Origin of the sequence: Peribacillus frigoritolerans (assembly GCF_030676415.1) — a bacterium.
GTDB lineage: Bacteria > Bacillota > Bacilli > Bacillales > DSM-1321 > Peribacillus > Peribacillus frigoritolerans_A.
Genome location: NZ_JAUUTW010000003.1, coordinates 112,255 through 130,534, shown reverse-complemented (window position 1 = coordinate 130,534; position 18,280 = coordinate 112,255). Strand labels below are relative to the sequence as shown.

15 protein-coding genes, 1 pseudogene and 1 riboswitch are annotated in these 18,280 nt (G+C 40.8%); of the genes and pseudogenes, 4 read left to right on the top strand and 12 right to left on the bottom strand.

Annotation, left to right across the window (positions count from 1 at the left end; all coding sequences use genetic code 11):
• Positions 1-10: 10 nt before the first annotated feature.
• The 4 genes from Q8G36_RS04360 to Q8G36_RS04345 form a co-directional block, all read right to left on the bottom strand.
• Positions 11-2,065, bottom strand: a complete 2,055-nt coding sequence (locus Q8G36_RS04360; protein ID WP_305159143.1) for a carbon starvation CstA family protein — start codon at positions 2,063-2,065, stop codon at positions 11-13.
• Positions 2,066-2,186: 121 nt separating this feature from the next.
• Entirely contained in the window at positions 2,187-2,369 is a 183-nt protein-coding gene (locus tag Q8G36_RS04355) for a hypothetical protein (protein ID WP_305159142.1), read from the bottom strand.
• A gap of 57 nt (positions 2,370-2,426) precedes the next feature.
• Positions 2,427-4,217 (bottom strand): ABC transporter ATP-binding protein, encoded by a 1,791-nt coding sequence (locus Q8G36_RS04350; protein WP_305159141.1) that lies wholly within the window; start codon positions 4,215-4,217, stop codon positions 2,427-2,429.
• Entirely contained in the window at positions 4,192-5,940 is a 1,749-nt protein-coding gene (locus tag Q8G36_RS04345) for an ABC transporter ATP-binding protein (protein ID WP_305159140.1), read from the bottom strand. The genes Q8G36_RS04350 and Q8G36_RS04345 overlap by 26 nt, the downstream gene beginning before the upstream one ends.
• A 447-nt stretch (positions 5,941-6,387) precedes the next feature.
• On the opposite strand from Q8G36_RS04345, the gene Q8G36_RS04340 reads away from it, so the two are divergent.
• Positions 6,388-6,948, top strand: a complete 561-nt coding sequence (locus Q8G36_RS04340) for a nitroreductase family protein (RefSeq protein ID WP_305159139.1) — start codon at positions 6,388-6,390, stop codon at positions 6,946-6,948.
• 686 nt (positions 6,949-7,634) lie between these two features.
• Here the strand turns inward: Q8G36_RS04340 and Q8G36_RS04335 are convergent.
• Both Q8G36_RS04335 and queF read right to left on the bottom strand, forming a co-directional pair.
• The gene (locus Q8G36_RS04335) at positions 7,635-8,981 is read right to left on the bottom strand and encodes an aspartate kinase (RefSeq protein WP_305159138.1); all 1,347 of its coding nucleotides are present in this window, start codon (positions 8,979-8,981) and stop codon (positions 7,635-7,637) included.
• A 203-nt stretch (positions 8,982-9,184) separates the two neighbouring features.
• Positions 9,185-9,685, bottom strand: coding sequence for a preQ(1) synthase (gene queF / locus Q8G36_RS04330; RefSeq protein ID WP_061461394.1), 501 nt, complete (start codon positions 9,683-9,685; stop codon positions 9,185-9,187).
• A 104-nt stretch (positions 9,686-9,789) separates the two neighbouring features.
• Positions 9,790-9,835, bottom strand: a riboswitch (PreQ1 riboswitch).
• A gap of 130 nt (positions 9,836-9,965) precedes the next feature.
• On the opposite strand from queF, the gene Q8G36_RS04325 reads away from it, so the two are divergent.
• Together Q8G36_RS04325 and Q8G36_RS04320 are read left to right on the top strand one after the other, a co-directional pair.
• Positions 9,966-10,823 (top strand): EamA family transporter, encoded by an 858-nt coding sequence (locus Q8G36_RS04325; RefSeq protein WP_305159137.1) that lies wholly within the window; start codon positions 9,966-9,968, stop codon positions 10,821-10,823.
• Positions 10,824-10,946: 123 nt separating this feature from the next.
• The gene (locus Q8G36_RS04320; protein WP_305159136.1) at positions 10,947-11,204 is read left to right on the top strand and encodes a BA3454 family stress response protein; all 258 of its coding nucleotides are present in this window, start codon (positions 10,947-10,949) and stop codon (positions 11,202-11,204) included.
• Between the two features lie 465 nt (positions 11,205-11,669).
• On the opposite strand, the gene Q8G36_RS04315 is transcribed toward Q8G36_RS04320, so the two are convergent.
• The 6 genes from Q8G36_RS04315 to Q8G36_RS04290 form a co-directional block, all read right to left on the bottom strand.
• Positions 11,670-12,119, bottom strand: a complete 450-nt coding sequence (locus Q8G36_RS04315) for a YfmQ family protein (RefSeq protein ID WP_305159135.1) — start codon at positions 12,117-12,119, stop codon at positions 11,670-11,672.
• A gap of 323 nt (positions 12,120-12,442) precedes the next feature.
• Positions 12,443-12,727: a cytochrome aa3 quinol oxidase subunit IV gene (gene qoxD / locus Q8G36_RS04310; protein ID WP_048684982.1), complete on the bottom strand. Its 285-nt coding sequence runs from the start codon at positions 12,725-12,727 to the stop codon at positions 12,443-12,445.
• A 1-nt stretch (position 12,728) separates the two neighbouring features.
• Positions 12,729-13,325 carry a cytochrome aa3 quinol oxidase subunit III gene (qoxC, locus tag Q8G36_RS04305; protein ID WP_214745717.1) on the bottom strand — a complete coding sequence of 199 codons (597 nt, stop codon included), beginning with the start codon at positions 13,323-13,325 and terminating at the stop codon, positions 12,729-12,731.
• A complete protein-coding gene (qoxB, locus tag Q8G36_RS04300; protein WP_305159134.1) occupies positions 13,325-15,271 on the bottom strand; it encodes a cytochrome aa3 quinol oxidase subunit I in 1,947 nt (648 codons plus the stop codon). The genes qoxC and qoxB overlap by 1 nt, the downstream gene beginning before the upstream one ends.
• 73 nt (positions 15,272-15,344) lie before the next feature.
• Positions 15,345-16,274 (bottom strand): cytochrome aa3 quinol oxidase subunit II, encoded by a 930-nt coding sequence (qoxA, locus tag Q8G36_RS04295; RefSeq protein WP_305159133.1) that lies wholly within the window; start codon positions 16,272-16,274, stop codon positions 15,345-15,347.
• 1,166 nt (positions 16,275-17,440) lie between these two features.
• Positions 17,441-17,755 (bottom strand): hypothetical protein, encoded by a 315-nt coding sequence (locus Q8G36_RS04290; protein ID WP_305159132.1) that lies wholly within the window; start codon positions 17,753-17,755, stop codon positions 17,441-17,443.
• 390 nt (positions 17,756-18,145) lie between these two features.
• Here Q8G36_RS04290 and Q8G36_RS04285 point away from each other — a divergent pair.
• Positions 18,146-18,274 (top strand): annotated as a pseudogene (locus tag Q8G36_RS04285) (transposase); the annotation flags it as partial.
• Between the last annotated feature and the right edge of the window lie 6 nt (positions 18,275-18,280).

Genomic DNA, 18,280 nt, shown 5'->3' with positions numbered 1-18,280 from the left:
CTTCCCTCCCTTATGACGACCTTGATACATAAGGCGATTCATGTAAATCTATTTTCTGCTTTTTTAAGACTTTTATCCATAACCTAATGGCAGAAATCAGGACCGTGATCACAACGATCATGAAGATGGCACAAAGGGCAGCATCCACATAATCATTGACGATCACCCGCTTCATCTCGGCTAGATTAGCTGCCGGAGCAAGAATTTCCCCACTTTCATAGGCTGCTTTAAACTTATCCTTATGTGCTAAAAAGCCAATCGCAGGGTTTTCGTGGAACAGCTTTTGCCACCCTGCCGTCATGGTCACTATCAACAAGAATGTAGTAGGCACAAGAGTCACCCATGTGTACGCTTTTTTGCCCATTTTGAAAAGGACCGTCGTCCCAAGCAGCAACGCAATGGCGGAAAGCATCTGATTCGCAATTCCAAACAATGGCCAAAGGGTATTGATTCCGCCAAGAGGATCAATGACCCCTTGATAAAGGAAGTACCCCCAACCGATTACACAAATGGCCGTCGCAATAATATTGGGCAGCCATTTATTAGTTTCGGCAAATGGCTTGTAAAAGGTGCCGATGATATCCTGTATCATAAAACGCCCTACCCTGGTTCCCGCATCAATGGTGGTCAATATGAACAATGCCTCGAACAGGATCGCGAAATGATACCAGAACGCCATCAGGGACGCCCCGCCAATCACTTGCGAGAAGATATGGGCCATGCCGATAGCAAAGGTTGGAGCTCCTCCAGTACGGGATATAATGGTCTCTTCCCCAACATCGTCTGCAAGGCCGGTAATCATCTCAGGTGTCAAAATGAAGCCCCAATCGGATATCGTAGCAGCCACTTGAGCCGGCTCCGTTCCCACAACGGCCCCCGGGCTGTTAATAGCAAAATAGATCCCTGGGGTCAATACACAGGCTGCTATCATCGCCATGATGGCTACAAAGGACTCAGTCAGCATTGCCCCGTATCCGATTGGACGTGAATGGGATTCGCGTTCGATCATTTTAGGAGTTGTACCCGATGAAACGAGTGCATGGAATCCCGATACCGCTCCACAAGCGATCGTAATGAATAGGAACGGGAATAAATTCCCGGAAAATACGGGTCCTGTTCCATCGATGAATTGAGTGACGGCAGGCATTTCAAGGCTCGGCATCACAATAAAGATACCAAGTGCAAGTCCGATGATTGTACCGATTTTCAAGAATGTGCTTAAGTAATCACGCGGTGCCAATAACATCCATACAGGCAAAACGGAGGCAACGAATCCGTATACGATCAACATGATGGCGATCGTTTCCCCACTGAAAGTGAACATTGGCGCCAATGTTGCGCTCTCGGATACAAAGCGGCCGAAATATAACGCCAGCATCAATAGTATGATTCCGATAATCGATCCTTCACCAACCCGTCCAGGCCTTATATAACGCATATAAATACCCATAATGACTGCGATCGGTATGGTCGAGGCAATCGTGAACATCCCCCACGGACTGCCCACCAGCGCCTTTACGACAACCAGGGCAAGTACCGCTAATAAAATGATCATGATGCCCAGGATACCGATCATAGCTATCAAGCCTGTAATCGGTCCAATTTCCTCTTTGATCATCTCTCCCAATGATTTGCCGTTACGGCGCATCGAACCGAAGAGAATGATGAAATCCTGTACGGCACCAGCTAATACAACTCCGACTACAAGCCATAGCGTCCCTGGCAAATATCCCATCTGCGCTGCAAGGATGGGACCTACAAGAGGGCCAGCTCCGGCAATTGCTGCAAAATGGTGGCCAAACAACACCCATTTGTTTGTAGGCACATAGTCTTTCCCATCATTATTCGCTTCCGATGGAGTCTGGCGATTGTCATCTAGCTCAAACACTTTCCGTGCAATGAATTTACTATAAAAGCGGTATGCAATTGAATAAACACAGAGTGCTGCAGTGACAATCCACATGGCATTGATGCTTTCCCCCCGGTTTAGCGCGACGAAACCAAAACTCACCGCTCCCACCGCAGATATGATCCCCCAAAGAATGACTGACTTAAGCGCTTTCATTTCTTCCATCTCCTCTCTATTGAACTAGTGTGCAACTATAAAAAACCTTCATTTATAAGGGGTCAGGGCTACATTCCTCCCCGTACCCATTAAATTTAAAGAATTTTATATATATTCTGAATTATATGTTACTAAAAGGATTTTTAGCAATAGCAAATTGGTCAATTTTTAAAGTATTTTCCATTATTTTGTCGATAATCCCCTCTTTCCCCAACAAGCTGGAATTGGTAATTTCTCGCTTTATAAAAACTGTATTGGGTGAAAAATCCGGTGCATCATTAAATGAACGGAATGCAATCCCCAAGTTTAAGGTCCTGGGACCAACACAAAAAATGTGCGCCTGACGGCACACATTCTTTCTTCACCCAATCTGATTTCCCCTTAATGAACTGCGAAATAGCTCGTAATAAAAACCCCTCTGTCTCAACAATTCATCATGGGAACCCTTTTCAATGATCCTTCCTTCATCAAGTACGAGGATTTGATCACTTTGCTGAATTGTATTCAATCTGTGGGCAATGACAAAACTTGTCCTTCCCTCCTTCAAACGGTGTAATGCTTCCTGGATTTTAAGTTCGGTAATCGTATCTATGCTACTTGTCGCTTCATCCAAAATCAATAGAATGGGATCGGCTAAAATAGCCCTGGCAATCGATAATAGCTGGCGCTGTCCCTGACTAATTCCACTGCCATCCTGATTCAATATGGTGTCATATCGATCAGGCAGTTTCATGATAAAGGAATGGGCATTGGCAAGCTTGGCTGCATTCACCACTTCTTCATCTTCCGCCTCCAGTCGGCCGTAGCGGATATTTTCACGGATCGTACCTTGAAACAAAAAGGAATCCTGTAAAACGAAGCCCATATGCTTACGTAGACTGGACCTCGTCACCTGTTGGATATCCTGGCCATCAATCATTATCCGGCCGCTGTTCGGCTCGTAAAAACGGGCAAGAAGATTAATGATCGTAGTCTTACCGGCCCCAGTGGGACCTACAAGCGCGATGGTCTCCCCTTTTTCCGCATGGAAATTAACATCATATATCGTTTGCTCCTCATCATTATACGAAAAGGAAACACCCTCAAAGTCCACCTCACCACGGACATCACGAAGTTCAGAGGCCTGTTTCTCATCCACTTCCTCTTCTTTTTCATCAAGTATGGCGAAAACCCGCTCCGCACCGGCAACAGCTGAGAGGAGTGTATTGAATTGGTTAGCCAGGTCATTGAGCGGACGGGTGAATTGCCTTGAATACTCCGTGAAAATGACAATGACCCCGATGGAAACCGTTCCTATGCCACTAAGCGCCAAAAACCCGCCGACAGCGGCTATTACCGTGAAACTTAAGTTGTTCAGTAAATTCATCAGTTTTGGAATCAGCCCAGAGTATGATTGTGATAGGAAGCCAGCTTTCTTTAAGTTTTCACTCCGGATGATAAAATCTCGGATCACTTTATCTTCCTGTGAAAAAGCCTTTACGATCCGTTGTCCGGAAATCGTTTCTTCTATAAAACCATTCAGTTCCCCAAGGTTCTTCTGCTGTTGTTTAAACAGCTTTCCCGTCCGGTTCGTTATCCACCTCAGACCGAAGAACATAAGAGGAACGATGAATAAGGTTAAAACAGTTAATAAAGGGCTCAAATAAAGCATTACTCCCATCGTCCCGACCAGTGTCAGCACACTTGAAAAAATCTGGATGACGGAACTATTCAAGGTGGAACTGACATTTTCTATATCATTCGTGACCCGACTCATCAATTCCCCATACTGACGCCGGTCAAAAAAGGGAATGGACAATTGGTGAAGCTTTTTGAATAATTGATTGCGCATCGCATAAACCGTATCCTGAGCGATTCCGATCATCCAATAATTCTGAAGCCACATGGATAGGGAATAAAATATATAGACTCCAAGAAGTCCGAAAAGAAGGCTGATCAGCCCCCCGCTATCTCTTGTGACAATATAATCATCAATGGCCATCCCAACAAGAAAGGGGCCAAGCAATCCCAAAACCGAGCTTATCAGTACCATGAAAAGGACACAAAATAACAGGCTTTTATTCGTTGCTAAGTAGGGAATGATCCTTTTTATAGTATTCCAGGAGTTGACCGGTTTAGACTTTACCTTATCGGGAGATATTCTTCGACTCAAGAGAAATCCCCTCCTCCCCAAACTGCGAGTGAACAATTTTTCGATAGAGATCGCTTGTTTGCATCAAATCCTGATGTTTCCCCAGGGCAAGCACTTGACCGCTTTCCAGCAACAAGATCTTGTCCGCCTCCATGGCTGTACTGATTTTTTGTGTAATGATGAGCGTTGTGCATGTATAGGTCTTTAAAGCGGCAAGCAATTTACTTTCCGTTTTCAAATCCAGCGCACTCGTACTATCATCCAGAAGGAGGATCTTTGGCCTGCGCACCAATGCTCTTGCGATCGATAAGCGCTGTTTTTGCCCTCCGGACAGATTCACTCCTTTTTGTCCTAACAGGGTTTCATATTGTTTCGGAAGTTTCATTACGGTCTCATGGACCTGAGCATGCATGGCCGCAGCCATGATTTCCTCCATCGAGGCACCTTCTTTTCCCCAAGCGACATTATTTTTAATGGTACCTGAAAAAAGCAGGGCCTCTTGCGGTACATAGCCGATCCTTTTCCGCAACGAATTCAAGGGAATATCTTTCAGGTCCTGGTCATCAATTTGAATGGAGCCGCTTTCAACTTCATATAATCTCGGAATCAGCTGAAACAGTGATGTTTTCCCTGATCCTGTCGCTCCTAAAATGGCAAGCGATTCTCCCGGATCGATGGAGAAGTTCAAATTTTTCAATATCGGGGTATCGGTTCCAGGATAGCGGAAAGATACATCCAGAAACTTAATGCCTCCCCCATTGACGGCCCCACTCTTGCTTTCCGCCTTACCTTCATCAATATCTATCGGGGTTTCAAATATTTCCGTCACACGTTCTGCTGAAGCCTTCGCACGGGAAATGACCATGATCAGCCATGAAAAAACGGAAAGGGATGCCGCAATCCTCGTGGCATAGTTGACAATCGCCACAACTTCCCCTACCTGTATATCTCCCGTTGTTATAAATTCACTTCCAAGCCAGAGAATGATCAGAATCGCCACATTCATGACAAGCATCAACACTGGCATCGTCGTTTCAATTAAACGAAGGGAAGTCACAGTCTTTCTTTTCAACTCTTCATTCGCATCGTCAAATCGGCCGATTTCATGCTCCTTACGAAGAAAAGCCTTGATCAAGCGCATGCCTATCAGGTTTTCCCTCATGACGCCATTGACATTATCGAGTTTTTTCTGTACGAGCTTAAACAGCTTAGCTGCTCGTTTCATAACCCATCCCAGGAAGAAAACAAGAACCGGAATTGAAATGACCAAAACAAGTGATAGTTTCAAATCGACCGCAATAGCCATTATCGCCCCGCCGATTACGATCAATGGCGCCCTTGCCATGATACGCAGGCCCATAAAAACCGTATTTTGAAGTTGGGTCACATCATTCGTCATCCTTGTTATCAACGAGGAAGTCGGGATATTATTCAAATTTGCAAAAGAAAACGCCTGTATTTTACCAAAAAGGCTTTTCCTGACATCATGTCCAAAGCTTTGACTTACATGTGATGCCGTAAAGGAATTAACGATTCCGCCAAGAAATGAAAAAACGGAAAGTCCAACCATGACACTTCCCCATTTAATCACCACCGATAAATCTTTCTGCAAAATGCCATCATCAATTATTTTTGCTATAAATAGAGGTTGTAACAGCTCAACACCGAGCTCGACAATCATTAAGGATAAAGCAAGAATGATCAAAAGCCAGTATGGCTTAAGAAATGAGGACAATTTTTTCATCTATGACACCTTCGATTCTTCATATGTAGATAGCATCTTTTCATCCTCTCATTATACATTTTTATACAGATTTTTTAAAAGATTTTAACTGTTTTAAAGGATTGGTAAATATCTTGATTTTTTTTTAATAAATACCCTTGACAAATAACAGGAAATAAGCGAAAATTCTAATTGATAATGATTTTCAATTTCATTATCGATCTCTGAAATTTGATAAGCAATTACGATAATCTCTTATCGTACCCTTTTGATATTGTACATAGATACAATGTCGCCCCGGCTTCTCTGTGCCTAGTAAAAATTATATGCTCATTAGCGAATGCAAGTCACTAGAATATTGCCCCCTCTTTATTCAAGTAATTTATTCACGTTGGAAGCATATTAGGCAGCCGGGGATTATTTTTTTTCAACTATTAAACTTACATATATTTAAGGAGCAGGATGATCATGAAACTAGAAGATATCATTAAAGAACGGCGTAGCATCAAACGATTTAAGGACATTCCTGTTCCTATTGATACCATCCAATCATTATTGGAAACTGCAACATGGGCACCAAACCATAAAATGACCCAACCATGGCGCTTCGTCGTGGTTCATGGTGATAGCCGTTTAAAACTCGCAGAAGCAACCCGTGCATTCATGGCAGGCAAAGAGAAGGACCCTGAAAAGAAAAAAGCAGCCGGACAGCGAGGATATAATAAACTTATAGGTGTACCGATGTTTGTCGCAGTGATCATGGAAGAGAACCCGAATCCCATGACACGTGAAGAAGATTATGCGGCTACAAGTGCCTTGATCCAGAATTTCAGCCTGCTTGCCTGGGAACAAGGAATCGGGATGATATGGGAAACATACGGCATGATACACAGCATGGAGTTTCGTGAAGCTTTAGGCGTGAAACCCGGCGAGAAGATTGTCGGCAGCCTTCACGTCGGCTATCCCGATATGATCCCTGCCCCACGTCCAAGGAACGCGATTGATCAACTCCTGACAATTATGGAGTAACATAAAAGGAAAGCCTCCAATCTTCTATTTGGAGGCTCAGACTGTAGACAAACTTGATGAAAACCGAGTTTTCTACAGTTTTTTTATGGCTTTTTACAATTTGAACGTTGATTTCCGCTCCAGGCACTCGCTTTCCGCGGGCGGTCCGGGAGCCTCCTCGGCTTACGCCTGCGGTGTCTCCCTAGACGCGCTTTTCCCGCAGGAGTCTCGCGCCTTACACTCCAATCAACTTTGTTTTAACATAGATAGAACTTATTCCCACTTTCTTTTTTTGTATTATATAGAAGTATTTAACTTGAGGTGATAAGGATACTTTCTAAACATGATTCTATTCAGCAAGATAAACTCGAAGTAATTACTTTAAATCAATTGGTGCCAGTGAATCATTTGGCTCGTAAACTTGATGTGCCATTGACATCTCTTTCATTTATAATTTGGTGAAAGATATGTATTCAGAGGTTGGACGCCCCTTTTTATCCATTTCAAGAGCGTCAACTCCGTTCTCCTCCAATTGCTTTAGCCACGCTCTGAACCCTACAGCGCGTCTGTTAGCTTGGAATGATTATCCCCACACGGTCATTGCCACTATCATAAAGAACCGGATGAAAAATCCAGCGTATGTATAGTGACTAAAAGATTAATCACAAAAAACCCCCTTCTAAAAGGAGGTCCCTAAACGCTCATACTCAAAAGAACTCGTGATATAATGCCTGAATTGCCGTCTCTTCGTTATGCCCTTTCACACCGAACATCATGCTTACCTCCGAAGAACCCTGGTTGATCATCTCAATATTCACCTTTGCTTCAGCCAAGGCTTTTGACGCTCTTGCCGTTGTACCGACATTATGGCGCATTCCTTCCCCTACAACCATGATCAAGGCAAGATCATGCTCCACAATCACTTCATCGGCATGAAGCTCTTTCTTGATTCGTGAAATGATTTTCTTCTCGGCTTCACCTTTCATCTGGTCCTGCCTTAGAATAAGCGTCACATCATCGATGCCTGATGGAATATGCTCATATGAAACTCCATAGTCTTCTAGGATGTGCAGCAGTTTCCGGCCAAAACCAACTTCCCGGTTCATCAAATATTTACTAATGTAAATACTGCAAAATCCTTTATCACTTGCAATCCCAATAACCGGCCCGTTCGTATTATCCCGTGTACTCACAATGCGGGTCCCTTGTGCCGCTGGATTGTTCGTATTCTGGATATGGACAGGTATTCCCGCACGGAATGCAGGAATCAGCGCCTCATCATGAAATACCGAGAAACCTGCATAAGAAAGCTCCCGCATTTCACGATAGGTTAATTCCCGGATTCCCTTGGGATTGGAAACCACATTTGGATTCACCGCATAAACGGCATCCACGTCCGTAAAGTTTTCATACAAATCAGCTTTGACCCCATTCGCAAGTATCGAACCCGTAATATCGGAACCGCTTCTTGAGAAGGTTAATATATCACCATCTAACGTATAACCGAAGAACCCTGGGAATACTACGATTCCAGGCTCATCACGCAGAGCATATAACCGTTCGTAAGACTCTGGCAGCACCTTGGTAAATCCACCCTCATCCGTTACGATCAAGCCAGCCTTCTTCGGATTTATATACTGAGCCTCTACCCCACGGCTTTGGAAATAACCTGCGACCAGCTTCGCATTATTATCCTCGCCACTGGCCTTCAAGGCATCCAAATAGCGCTTCGGGTTAGTTTGGTCTGCATGCAACAGTGCCATTAAATTTTCATGAATCACAGTGATGACACTCTCGGATATATCCAACTCTTCAGCAATGCTCGCATAGCGGGATACGACATCTTCTATCAAATGCTCTCCGTTATCCCCGCGCAGCTGCTGTTCCGCAGCTTCAATCAATAAATCCGTCACCTTTATATCATCGGAATTGCGTTTCCCTGGAGCCGAAACGACTACAATTTTCCTCTCTGGATCAGAAACAACAATTTCGAATACCTTTTTCAACTGTTCACCTGACGCAAGTGAACTTCCACCAAACTTTGCAACTTTCATCTCGACATCCCCTATTTTCGTAAATATTCTGTCAAAATCAACTCTCCCTATTATTACGCTTTTTCATGAAACAATCAAGTGAAAATTCCATTATAGGAGGACATTTGTATTTTCAAAAAGGACAAAGCGGCAGAACCATTGATCGAGAATGGCTAAAAAACTAAAAAAGACAATGGGCATATGCCCATTGTCTCTCCTATTCTTTAGCGATTATCCACGGTTTCCGGGTATAAGTCATGGTTCATCAAGCGGTAATCGGCCATTTCCTCATACTTCGTACCTGGTTTCCCATAATTTGTGTAAGGGTCGATGGAAATTCCGCCCCTAGGCGTGAACTTGCCCCAGACTTCAATATATTTAGGATCCATCAATTCGATTAAATCATTCATGATGATGTTCATGCAGTCTTCATGGAAATCACCGTGATTGCGGAAGCTGAATAAATAAAGTTTTAAAGACTTGCTTTCCACCATTTTCACACTGGGAATATAGCTGATGTAAATGGTAGCAAAGTCCGGCTGGCCCGTTATCGGACATAAGCTAGTGAATTCCGGGCAATTGAATTTGACGAAATAATCCCGGTTCGGATGCTTGTTATCGAATGACTCAAGGATTTCAGGCGCATAGTCGAATGTATATTTTGTTCCTTGATTCCCAAGCAGTGTAATATCTTTTTTTAATTCTTCTTCTTTTCTTCCAGACATTAAAAGTCCTCCTAATCCCACGTTCCAGGGAGATTCATAAAATGGGCCTCTATATAACAAAAACCATATCTCCTCAAAGATATGGTTGATTCGCGAAAAATATCAAAGCCATAGTTTTTTTAAGAGGGTGATGCTATGAACCTCTCCCGTTTATCGGGAAATATTTTAAAATTGTCATAGTTAATATAGAAAAAAATATCTAATCTGTCAATCATACTTTTTTAATTTGGTTTGATTCCTGCATGCATTCAGCTTAAAATGTAGAAGAAGTTTATCCTACATGAAGGAAGAGATTAAGTCAATGTGGATTTTTGCAGCACTTATCACGAGTTTATGTTTCGGAATCAATAACAGCATTTTTAAATGGAGTAGCGGAAAGGGTTACTCAAAGGTACATATCCAATTTTTCTTTTATTTTGCAGCTTTTATTTTGTCCATATTTTATGGAGTGATTGTGGATGGTTTGCAGCTGAACTGGCTGTCCATCTTGCTTGGTGCAGCCATTGGGGTATTGAACGCTAATGGTAATATCCAGATGGCAAGCGCCTTTGAAAAAGGGCCGGCAAGCTTGACATCCCCTTTAATCGCAGCGAATGCGATATTCCCCATTCTCTGTGCAGCTTTAATTTTTCACGAACATATTTCTTCCTTGCAGTGGAGTGGGATTGTCTGCATGTTTCTCGCTACCTTAGTCATTCAGTATACACCTAATGCTAAAGGTAACCATCAATATGTCCCTTGGATGATGCACACATTATTCTCCATCTTATCCTTTGGTGTGCTCGGCATTCTAATGACGACATCAACACGTCTTCATTTAAACTCCCTCGATATCCTAGTATCAATGTATGGAGGAGGAATGCTTTATCTTCTATCGGTGCTGGCCTTTAAAAATGAAAAAATCAAGCTACAGGAAGTCAAAATCGGTTCACTAGTAGGACTTTTAAGCACCATAGCCTATGGATGTTATTTCTTTGCGTTGAACACCGGGATCGCAAGCATCATTTTCCCTGTCGTCAGCCTGAACTGTTTAGTTGTCGTATTCACTGGATGTTATTTATTCAAGGAAAAACTAAAAACCTATCAAATTGCAGGCGTACTTGCAGCATTAATCGGCATTATCTTAACTAAAATATGAATATAGTTCATTTACAAAAACGGCTTGGCTTGTGCACACAAGCCAAGCCGTTTTTGTATTTAGCCGGGAAACGGGGTTGGTCAAAAAAAAATGTTGACATAACCTCAAAAATATCAGATAATTTTGAATATTAATTCTTTAGATTTTACAACTTTTGAAATGTTTGAACGTTCCTCTGCCACGGGTATTAAAGAAATAGGTACAACCACCTCATTTAATTCTGAATTTGGAAAGGAAAGATGCATAATGGTAAAAGTTACAGTAACAGTTGATTTCCAAGGAAAATCTTATCAAACGAATGTCCTTACTAAACCAGGTACTGATCATGAAGTAATTTTACAACAAGCCCTTCATCAAGTTGAAAAACAATGGAAAGCATAAAAAGGCAGGCATCGTAATAGATACCTGCTTTTTTATTACCATTTTAATAACTTCCAAAATACTATTCATGTGCACTATTAAAGGACCTCTTACAGCAATTCCCTCACTTTTAATTACATTTTCCAAAATATACTAAAATACAAGACTTCAGTGTGTACTTTAACCTCTCAATCTGAATAACAAGTAATTCAGGATTGTTATAATGAAAAAAGCACCTAAATGAAATGGGATTACACAATAAAAGACTTATAAAAAAGGACGGTCTTTTTAAGGAACGTCCCGGACTGCAGACAAACTCGATGAAAATCGAGTTTGTCTGCAGTTTTTAAGGTTTGTACAATTTGAACGTTGCCTCCAGCACTCGCTTTCCGCGGGAGTCCCGCACCTTACGTTCCATCAACTTTGTTTTAAAATTCAGATAGAACCCTCTTTTGTCTACAAACTGAGACCGGATTTTATGTTCTTTTAAACTAACTTTCTTATTAATGGCATGGAACGTTCTTGGAGGCTATCGGAATGCAGACTATAAGAAATGACTTTCTTCTTGTACTGTTTAACTACATCCACGTGGTCATTGTAAGTGTACACAAATAACTTAACATCCTTTTTGCCTCTTTTGGTATCAATGACCAATGGAGTCCCACTGTTCTCTGGATGTAAAAACAATTGCTCGTTCCCCGGGAATATATGATTTTTTTTCAAAAATCTAGCGTTATTAAAAAAATTAATAACTTGAATTTTTTCTTCACCTTCCAAACGTTTTCCGTCAAAGGTTACGATCGCATTCTCGTCACTAATTTCTGAGTGTATTTTAAATTTGCTGATAATCCAATTAACTGCATCGGTTGGAAGACAGGAAACCAATATTTTTATCAAGCTTAAGATAATTGTCAAAATCAAAACCGGCAATGTCAATTCTTCATCTCCGCTACGTTTATAAATTAATTCTTATATAGCTGATTATTTCAAATGGGCTGACAGTTTTTCTTAGAAGATGTGTCCGTTCTATTAACGTTTAAAAACATTGCACTTAAACGCACGGACGAGCTTCGAAGGGGGGAATTTTTCGTATAATAAATATAATGTTCCGAAATGGTTATACTAAAGAAAATGGTTTCTTCCACATCTTTCTTAACAAATTTCTATGAACGAAGTGGATAGAGTGGTATATGAATTTCTACTTATTAAAATACAAAAAAACTGGACGTCATCAAGACGCCCAGTTTTTCCGGAATCGATTATTGATATCCCCAAATCATTGTTAGCATTGTACCGAAAATTGTAACCAATGCAACGAACAATCCGTAATAAACGTTTGTGTAAATCGATGCTTTATCTTCAGACTCTCCTGCGTGCATGAACATAACTAATTGCAGTGCAGCTTGCATGAAAGCTGTAACAAGCAGGATGATCATAGCCATTTTCAGTGAGAGATCAAACATAATAACTGATAGTGCGACCAAAGTCAGGACTAGTGAAAAGGCAAATCCCATAACTTGGCCCCGTGGGAATAATTCTTTCATATTACATCATTCCTTTCAGGTAGACGAAACTGAAGATGAAGATCCAGACAACGTCTAAGAAATGCCAGTAAAGTGAAAAGATGAAAGCCTTGTTTGTTGTTTCTGGAGTCATACCGCGCTTTTTAATCTGCATGATGATGAAGGTTCCCCAGAATAAACCAAGTGTAACGTGAGCTCCATGCGTACCTAGTAATGTAAACAAACTAGATAAGAAAGCACTTGTTTGAATGGTTGCTCCTTCGTGTACATACTCCACGAATTCATAAATTTCGACTCCTAAGAAGCCTAAACCTAGAATAAGGGTGATAATGAAGAAACCAAGCGTTGCTTTCTGCCTGCCAAGTCTCATTGCATTGATTCCAAGACCTATGGTAAAACTACTGGTTAAAAGAAAGATTGTTTGAAACATTAAGGTTGGGAGTTTAAAAAGATGTTCCCCTGTTGGACCATTTCCAGTTCCATCAACTAATACAAAATAAGTGGCGAACAGTGTAGCGAAAAGAGCTATTTCTGCTCCCAGGAAAATCCAGAATCCAAAAATCTTTAAGCGATTTTCTTCCGTGCTATATTCTAGTGGCAGCGAGTTATCTATTTTCATTACTTAGCACCTCGCAATTTATTTTCAGTTTCTTCGATCTCTTCAACAGAGATATAACGTCCGTGATCTTTTTCGAATGAACGGTGAATCATACAAGCAAAGATACCGATCGTTGCAATGATTGCAATGATCCACATGCTGAATACCAATGCAAAGCCCCAAACGAAGAAGATACAGCTCATGATAAACGGCACGCCACTGTTATTTGGCATATGGATTTTTTCTACTTTACCGCCAAATAATTTAAAGCCTTTTTTCTTTGAATCCCAGAATGCTTCTGTAGAATCAACTGTTGGCACAATTGCAAAGTTATATTCAGGGATTGGTGTATGTGTAGCCCACTCTAGAGAACGTGCATCCCATGGATCGTTTGAAATATTTCTTGACGCATAACGAGTGCTCCAATAGATATTGTACACAATAAGTGCAAAACCTATTGCCAAGCCAATCGCTCCAACGAAAGAGAGCATATTCAATGGGCCATACCCTGTTGATTCAGAGTACGTATACATACGACGTGCCTGCCCATCTAAACCAGTGATGAACATCGGGAAGAATGTTACATTGAAGCCGATTGTAATGAACCAGAACGACCATTTCCCAATTTTTTCGCTCAACATGAAACCGAACATTTTTGGCCACCAGTACGTGAAACCAGCAAGTACGGCAAATACAGTACCAGGGATTAAAACGTAGTGGAAGTGAGCTACTAAGAACATTGTATTATGGTATTGGTAGTCAGCACTTGCCATGGCAAGCATTACCCCTGTTACCCCACCGAGCGTGAAAATCGGAATGAAAGCTAAAGAGTATAGCATTGGTACGGTAAATACGATTTTACCTTTCCAAAGTGTGAACAACCAGTTGAAAATCTTAACACCGGTCGGGACGGCAATTGCCATCGTGGTAATCGAGAAGATACCATTAACCATTGCACCGTGACCCATTGTATAGAAATGGTGAGCCCATACAATGAAAGATAGAGTAGAAATAGCTACCATGGAGATAACCATCGAATTATACCCGTAAAGGTTACGACGAGCAAATGTCGAAATGATTTCACTGTAAATACCGAAAGCTGGAAGAATTACTATATAAACTTCAGGATGTCCCCAAACCCAGAACAAGTTCGCCCAAAGCATATCGCTACCGCCATTGGCCATCGTAAAGAATTGAGTTCCGAATAGACGATCCATTGTCATCAACGCAAGTGCCACTGTCAATACAGGGAAAGCGAAAACGATAATGAAGTTTGTGATCAAGATAGACCATGTGAACATCGGCATTTTCATTAAGTTCATGCCAGGTGCTCTCATTTTCAAGATTGTTACGATAAAGTTGATACCAGTCAGTAATGTACCGATACCAGCTATTTGAATTGCAATCGCGTAATAGTTCGAACCTACTGATTCACTGAAATCGTTACCTGCCAGCGGGAAGTAAGATGTCCAACCTGCATCAGGAGAACCACCGACTACGAAAGAGATGTTAAATAGCATTGCCCCCATGAAGAATAACCAGAAGCTTACTGCGTTCAGACGTGGGAATGCTACGTCACGCGCTCCAACTTGCAATGGTGTAACAATGTTCATTAACCCAATGATAAATGGCATAGCCATGAACAGGATCATGACGACCCCGTGTGTTGTAAATACCTCATTATAATGTTGTCCATCCAAAAGACCGTTATCTGGAATAGCCGTTTGAGCACGCATCATAAGAGCATCAACGCCACCACGGAAGAGCATAAGCAGTGCTGCCAAGATGTACATGATACCAATACGTTTATGGTCAACCGTTGTTAACCACTCACGCCATAAGTAACCCCATTTTTTAAAATAGGTAATTCCGGCAACAACCGCAATCATGGTTAAACCAATGGCAACCATGGATGCATAAATCGCAGGACTTGGATGAGGTACGGCAAATCGATCAAAGTAATCCATACTTTTGTGACTCCTTTCAGGAAAATATTCCTTATCTTGTAAACCTAGTTGTTTTATCGAACGAAATTAATTCTTAGTGATCATGATTCATGTTGCTGTGTTCTGAATGTTCCTTGTGTGAATCCTTGGAATCATTTTCTTCAGTATCAGAAGATCCGTGGTCATGGCCAGCATTTTCCCCTTCAGGAGCTGGTGAAAACTCTAAGTGAGTTCCAGTGTAAGTGGATTGTCCCACATGACCAGGTTTTAACAATTCATTGAATTTTTCCTCAGTAATCGGTTTAGCAGTAGCTTTAATTTCATCTACCCACTTATCGTATTCTTCTGCAGACAGTGCATTAACGTTGAACGTTTGCTGAGCAAAACCTGAACCACTGAAGTTTGAATTTCGACCCATATACTCACCTGGTACATCAGCTGCTAAGTGCAACGTATTAACCATGTCCGACATCGCGTATTTTTGTCCTCCAAGTTGCGGAATCCAGAAACTTGAGATTGGACCGAATGAGTAAAGTTTAAATTCAATTGGTCGGTTAGTAGGTATAAACAGATAGTTGACTGTTTCGATATCTTCTTCCGGATAACTAAAATGCCATTTCCAGTTCGAAGATGAAGCGTAAATAACTAAAGGTTCTTGATCTCCGTACCCTTTAGGTGTTGCCTCAACTTCATTTGTTGTTTTAACAGTAACAACGGATAGGAAAGCGACGATTAAAATTGGGATCGCAACCCAAATTATTTCAAGAACCTTACTTCCTTCAATATGAGGCGGTTCATAATCATCACGTTGTTTGGAAGCACGATATTTCATTATCATGAAGATATACAGTACCATAACGACAAGGACGACAAAGGACATTGTCCATATCGAAATCATAATAACATCTGCTTGTGTTGCAGCTACTGGCCCTTTAGGGTCCAAGACCATTAATGGGTTATCGCAACCGGTTAGCACAGTGGCAATAGTAAAAAGTATAGTTAATAGAGCCCATTTTATTTTCATAGTACTACCCCTTTCTTACATAATAAAATTCCTATTGGTAATTATTCGGACAAAGTGTTACCATGTTCACAAACCCCGACATACCAATATTAATCCCAAGTGTAAAAAAAGACAATATAAAGTGACATCTGTCACATAAAGTTCATTAAAGAGCAGTAAGAAGATGGTAAATGAACTGAAATGTTCGAAAATCTTCAGCAAATGAAATATAATAAATGTTTAATAACTTACCTATGGAAACTTCAATTATCAGTACAGGATTGCAGATAGTACCATCCACTTTCCGTTTAATATTACTCTAATATAATGAAATGAAATTTTCACATTATATTCACCGCGTTTATTGCCTCAAAACTTATAAAGATTATGAATTATATTACCTATCCTGTTAATTACGTATCTATCGTTGGAAAACATGATTTAAAGCGGATTTATTTCACTCGCCCATGGAAGTTGGTAAATGGTAGCCGCATTGTGCACGATGTTGTATCCATGCTTCAATACCCTTATGATCCAACACTGGTCAATATTATATATATATAAAGAAACAACGAGTGTGAAATGTAATTGGGTTCTTTGGTTCCTCGCAATACTTATTTCCCTGTATATTACAAACAGCCGTTTAGCAGTAGTCGTGGGGTGAAGTAATTCAGGGGTCAGTCAAACTGTTGCAACTGGTCAAGTTTATCAGTCAGTAGGGCAGGACAAAAAACATGAAAAAAAATACATTTGTTTGTTCCACTCAACTCCGCCTTTTGGAAACTCTCTACTCAATAACCCCCTATTGATACATGCATCCCTTTGTACCTTGAAGTAAAAGTACATAAAAAAATCCACGAAAAAAGGACCTTTTAAAAGTGTCCTTTCCTCGTGGATATAGTTCAAAATGTAAAGTTAGAACTTCCTGAGTTTGATTTGGATGTACAAGCACATCGTATGTATTCCGTTTAATACGAAGGGTTGCTTGAAATATTTTCTGTTACATAACGAGTGCAGTATATTTTGTTGAATTAAAATTTATCGATACAAGCAATATACGAAATGAAAGCGCATTCATTGACAGGGATCAAATTGGCTCAAATTCTGATAAACGAACAGCTAGTTTTGTTCAACCATGTTATTGAATCTGATGAGAGAAAGCCAGTTTATTACGCATATTCCTGGTTTTAGTTACTGAATTCTGTACTTCTTTTTGTTTGAGTTTTAGCCTTTGATTTCATTTTTATGATTTTAGTCGTTTCCGGTTCAATTCTTTCGCCTTTATGTGTATTCATTACCATTTCTTCTGTCAGGACAAAAAATATACCAACTAGAAAAATGGCAGCTGCGCTTAGTGTGATGGCGATTCCAACAGAGGTAAATATATAATCCTTATTGTAATCGCTTACAAAAAAGCTTAAAGCAAAAATAATAATTCCGATTACACAACCTGTGCCCGACACCCATTTCACTGCATCTAACATCTTCTGATTAGTTTCCATAATTTCATCCCCTTTCTTTCTATTTTATGACATTTCACAAATTTGTCAAATCTTTTCTATTTTTTAACATATTCACAATGAAAACCTTGACAAATAGAAGGCGCCACTATTCACTTTTAGGCATTCATAACTATATGAAAAATCTGAAAAACAGTGCAAATATACTATCTATTTTTTCGATATTAACCTTTTGTATACTATTAAATAGGGGTTTGTACAATTTGAACGTTCATTTCCACTCCAGGCGCTCGCTTTCCGCGGGCGGTCCGGGAGCCTCCTCGGCGCCTTAGCGCCTGCGGGGTCTCCCCTGGACTCGCTTTCCCCGCAGGAGTCTCGCACCTTCCGTTCCAATCAACTTTGTTTTAACTTTTAGATAAAAACTCCTAAACCTTTATTGTTACAAAAGAAAAGTATGGTATATGTTGGACTACTTTAAGGGGACTTAAAAAATTGTCGATGCAGGCGATGCTTACTTTCGCTGCCTTTAATTTAAAGACTATGGCCAAATGGACATGGTGAGTTCCA

Bases quoted from the DNA above. Each gene is read 5' to 3' on its own strand.
- qoxC (WP_214745717.1), bottom strand. From the start codon at position 13,325: ATGAAAATAGATAACTCGCTGCCACTAGAATATAGCACGGAAGAAAAT.
- Q8G36_RS04340 (WP_305159139.1), top strand. From the start codon at position 6,388: ATGAAACTAGAAGATATCATTAAAGAACGGCGTAGCATCAAACGATTT.
- Q8G36_RS04325 (WP_305159137.1), top strand. From the start codon at position 9,966: ATGAAGGAAGAGATTAAGTCAATGTGGATTTTTGCAGCACTTATCACG.
- Q8G36_RS04335 (WP_305159138.1), bottom strand. From the start codon at position 8,981: ATGAAAGTTGCAAAGTTTGGTGGAAGTTCACTTGCGTCAGGTGAACAG.
- Q8G36_RS04290 (WP_305159132.1), bottom strand. From the start codon at position 17,755: ATGGAAACTAATCAGAAGATGTTAGATGCAGTGAAATGGGTGTCGGGC.
- qoxD (WP_048684982.1), bottom strand. From the start codon at position 12,727: ATGAAAGAATTATTCCCACGGGGCCAAGTTATGGGATTTGCCTTTTCA.
- Q8G36_RS04345 (WP_305159140.1), bottom strand. From the start codon at position 5,940: ATGAAAAAATTGTCCTCATTTCTTAAGCCATACTGGCTTTTGATCATT.
- Q8G36_RS04360 (WP_305159143.1), bottom strand. From the start codon at position 2,065: ATGAAAGCGCTTAAGTCAGTCATTCTTTGGGGGATCATATCTGCGGTG.
- qoxA (WP_305159133.1), bottom strand. From the start codon at position 16,274: ATGAAAATAAAATGGGCTCTATTAACTATACTTTTTACTATTGCCACT.
- qoxB (WP_305159134.1), bottom strand. From the start codon at position 15,271: ATGGATTACTTTGATCGATTTGCCGTACCTCATCCAAGTCCTGCGATT.
- queF (WP_061461394.1), bottom strand. From the start codon at position 9,685: ATGTCTGGAAGAAAAGAAGAAGAATTAAAAAAAGATATTACACTGCTT.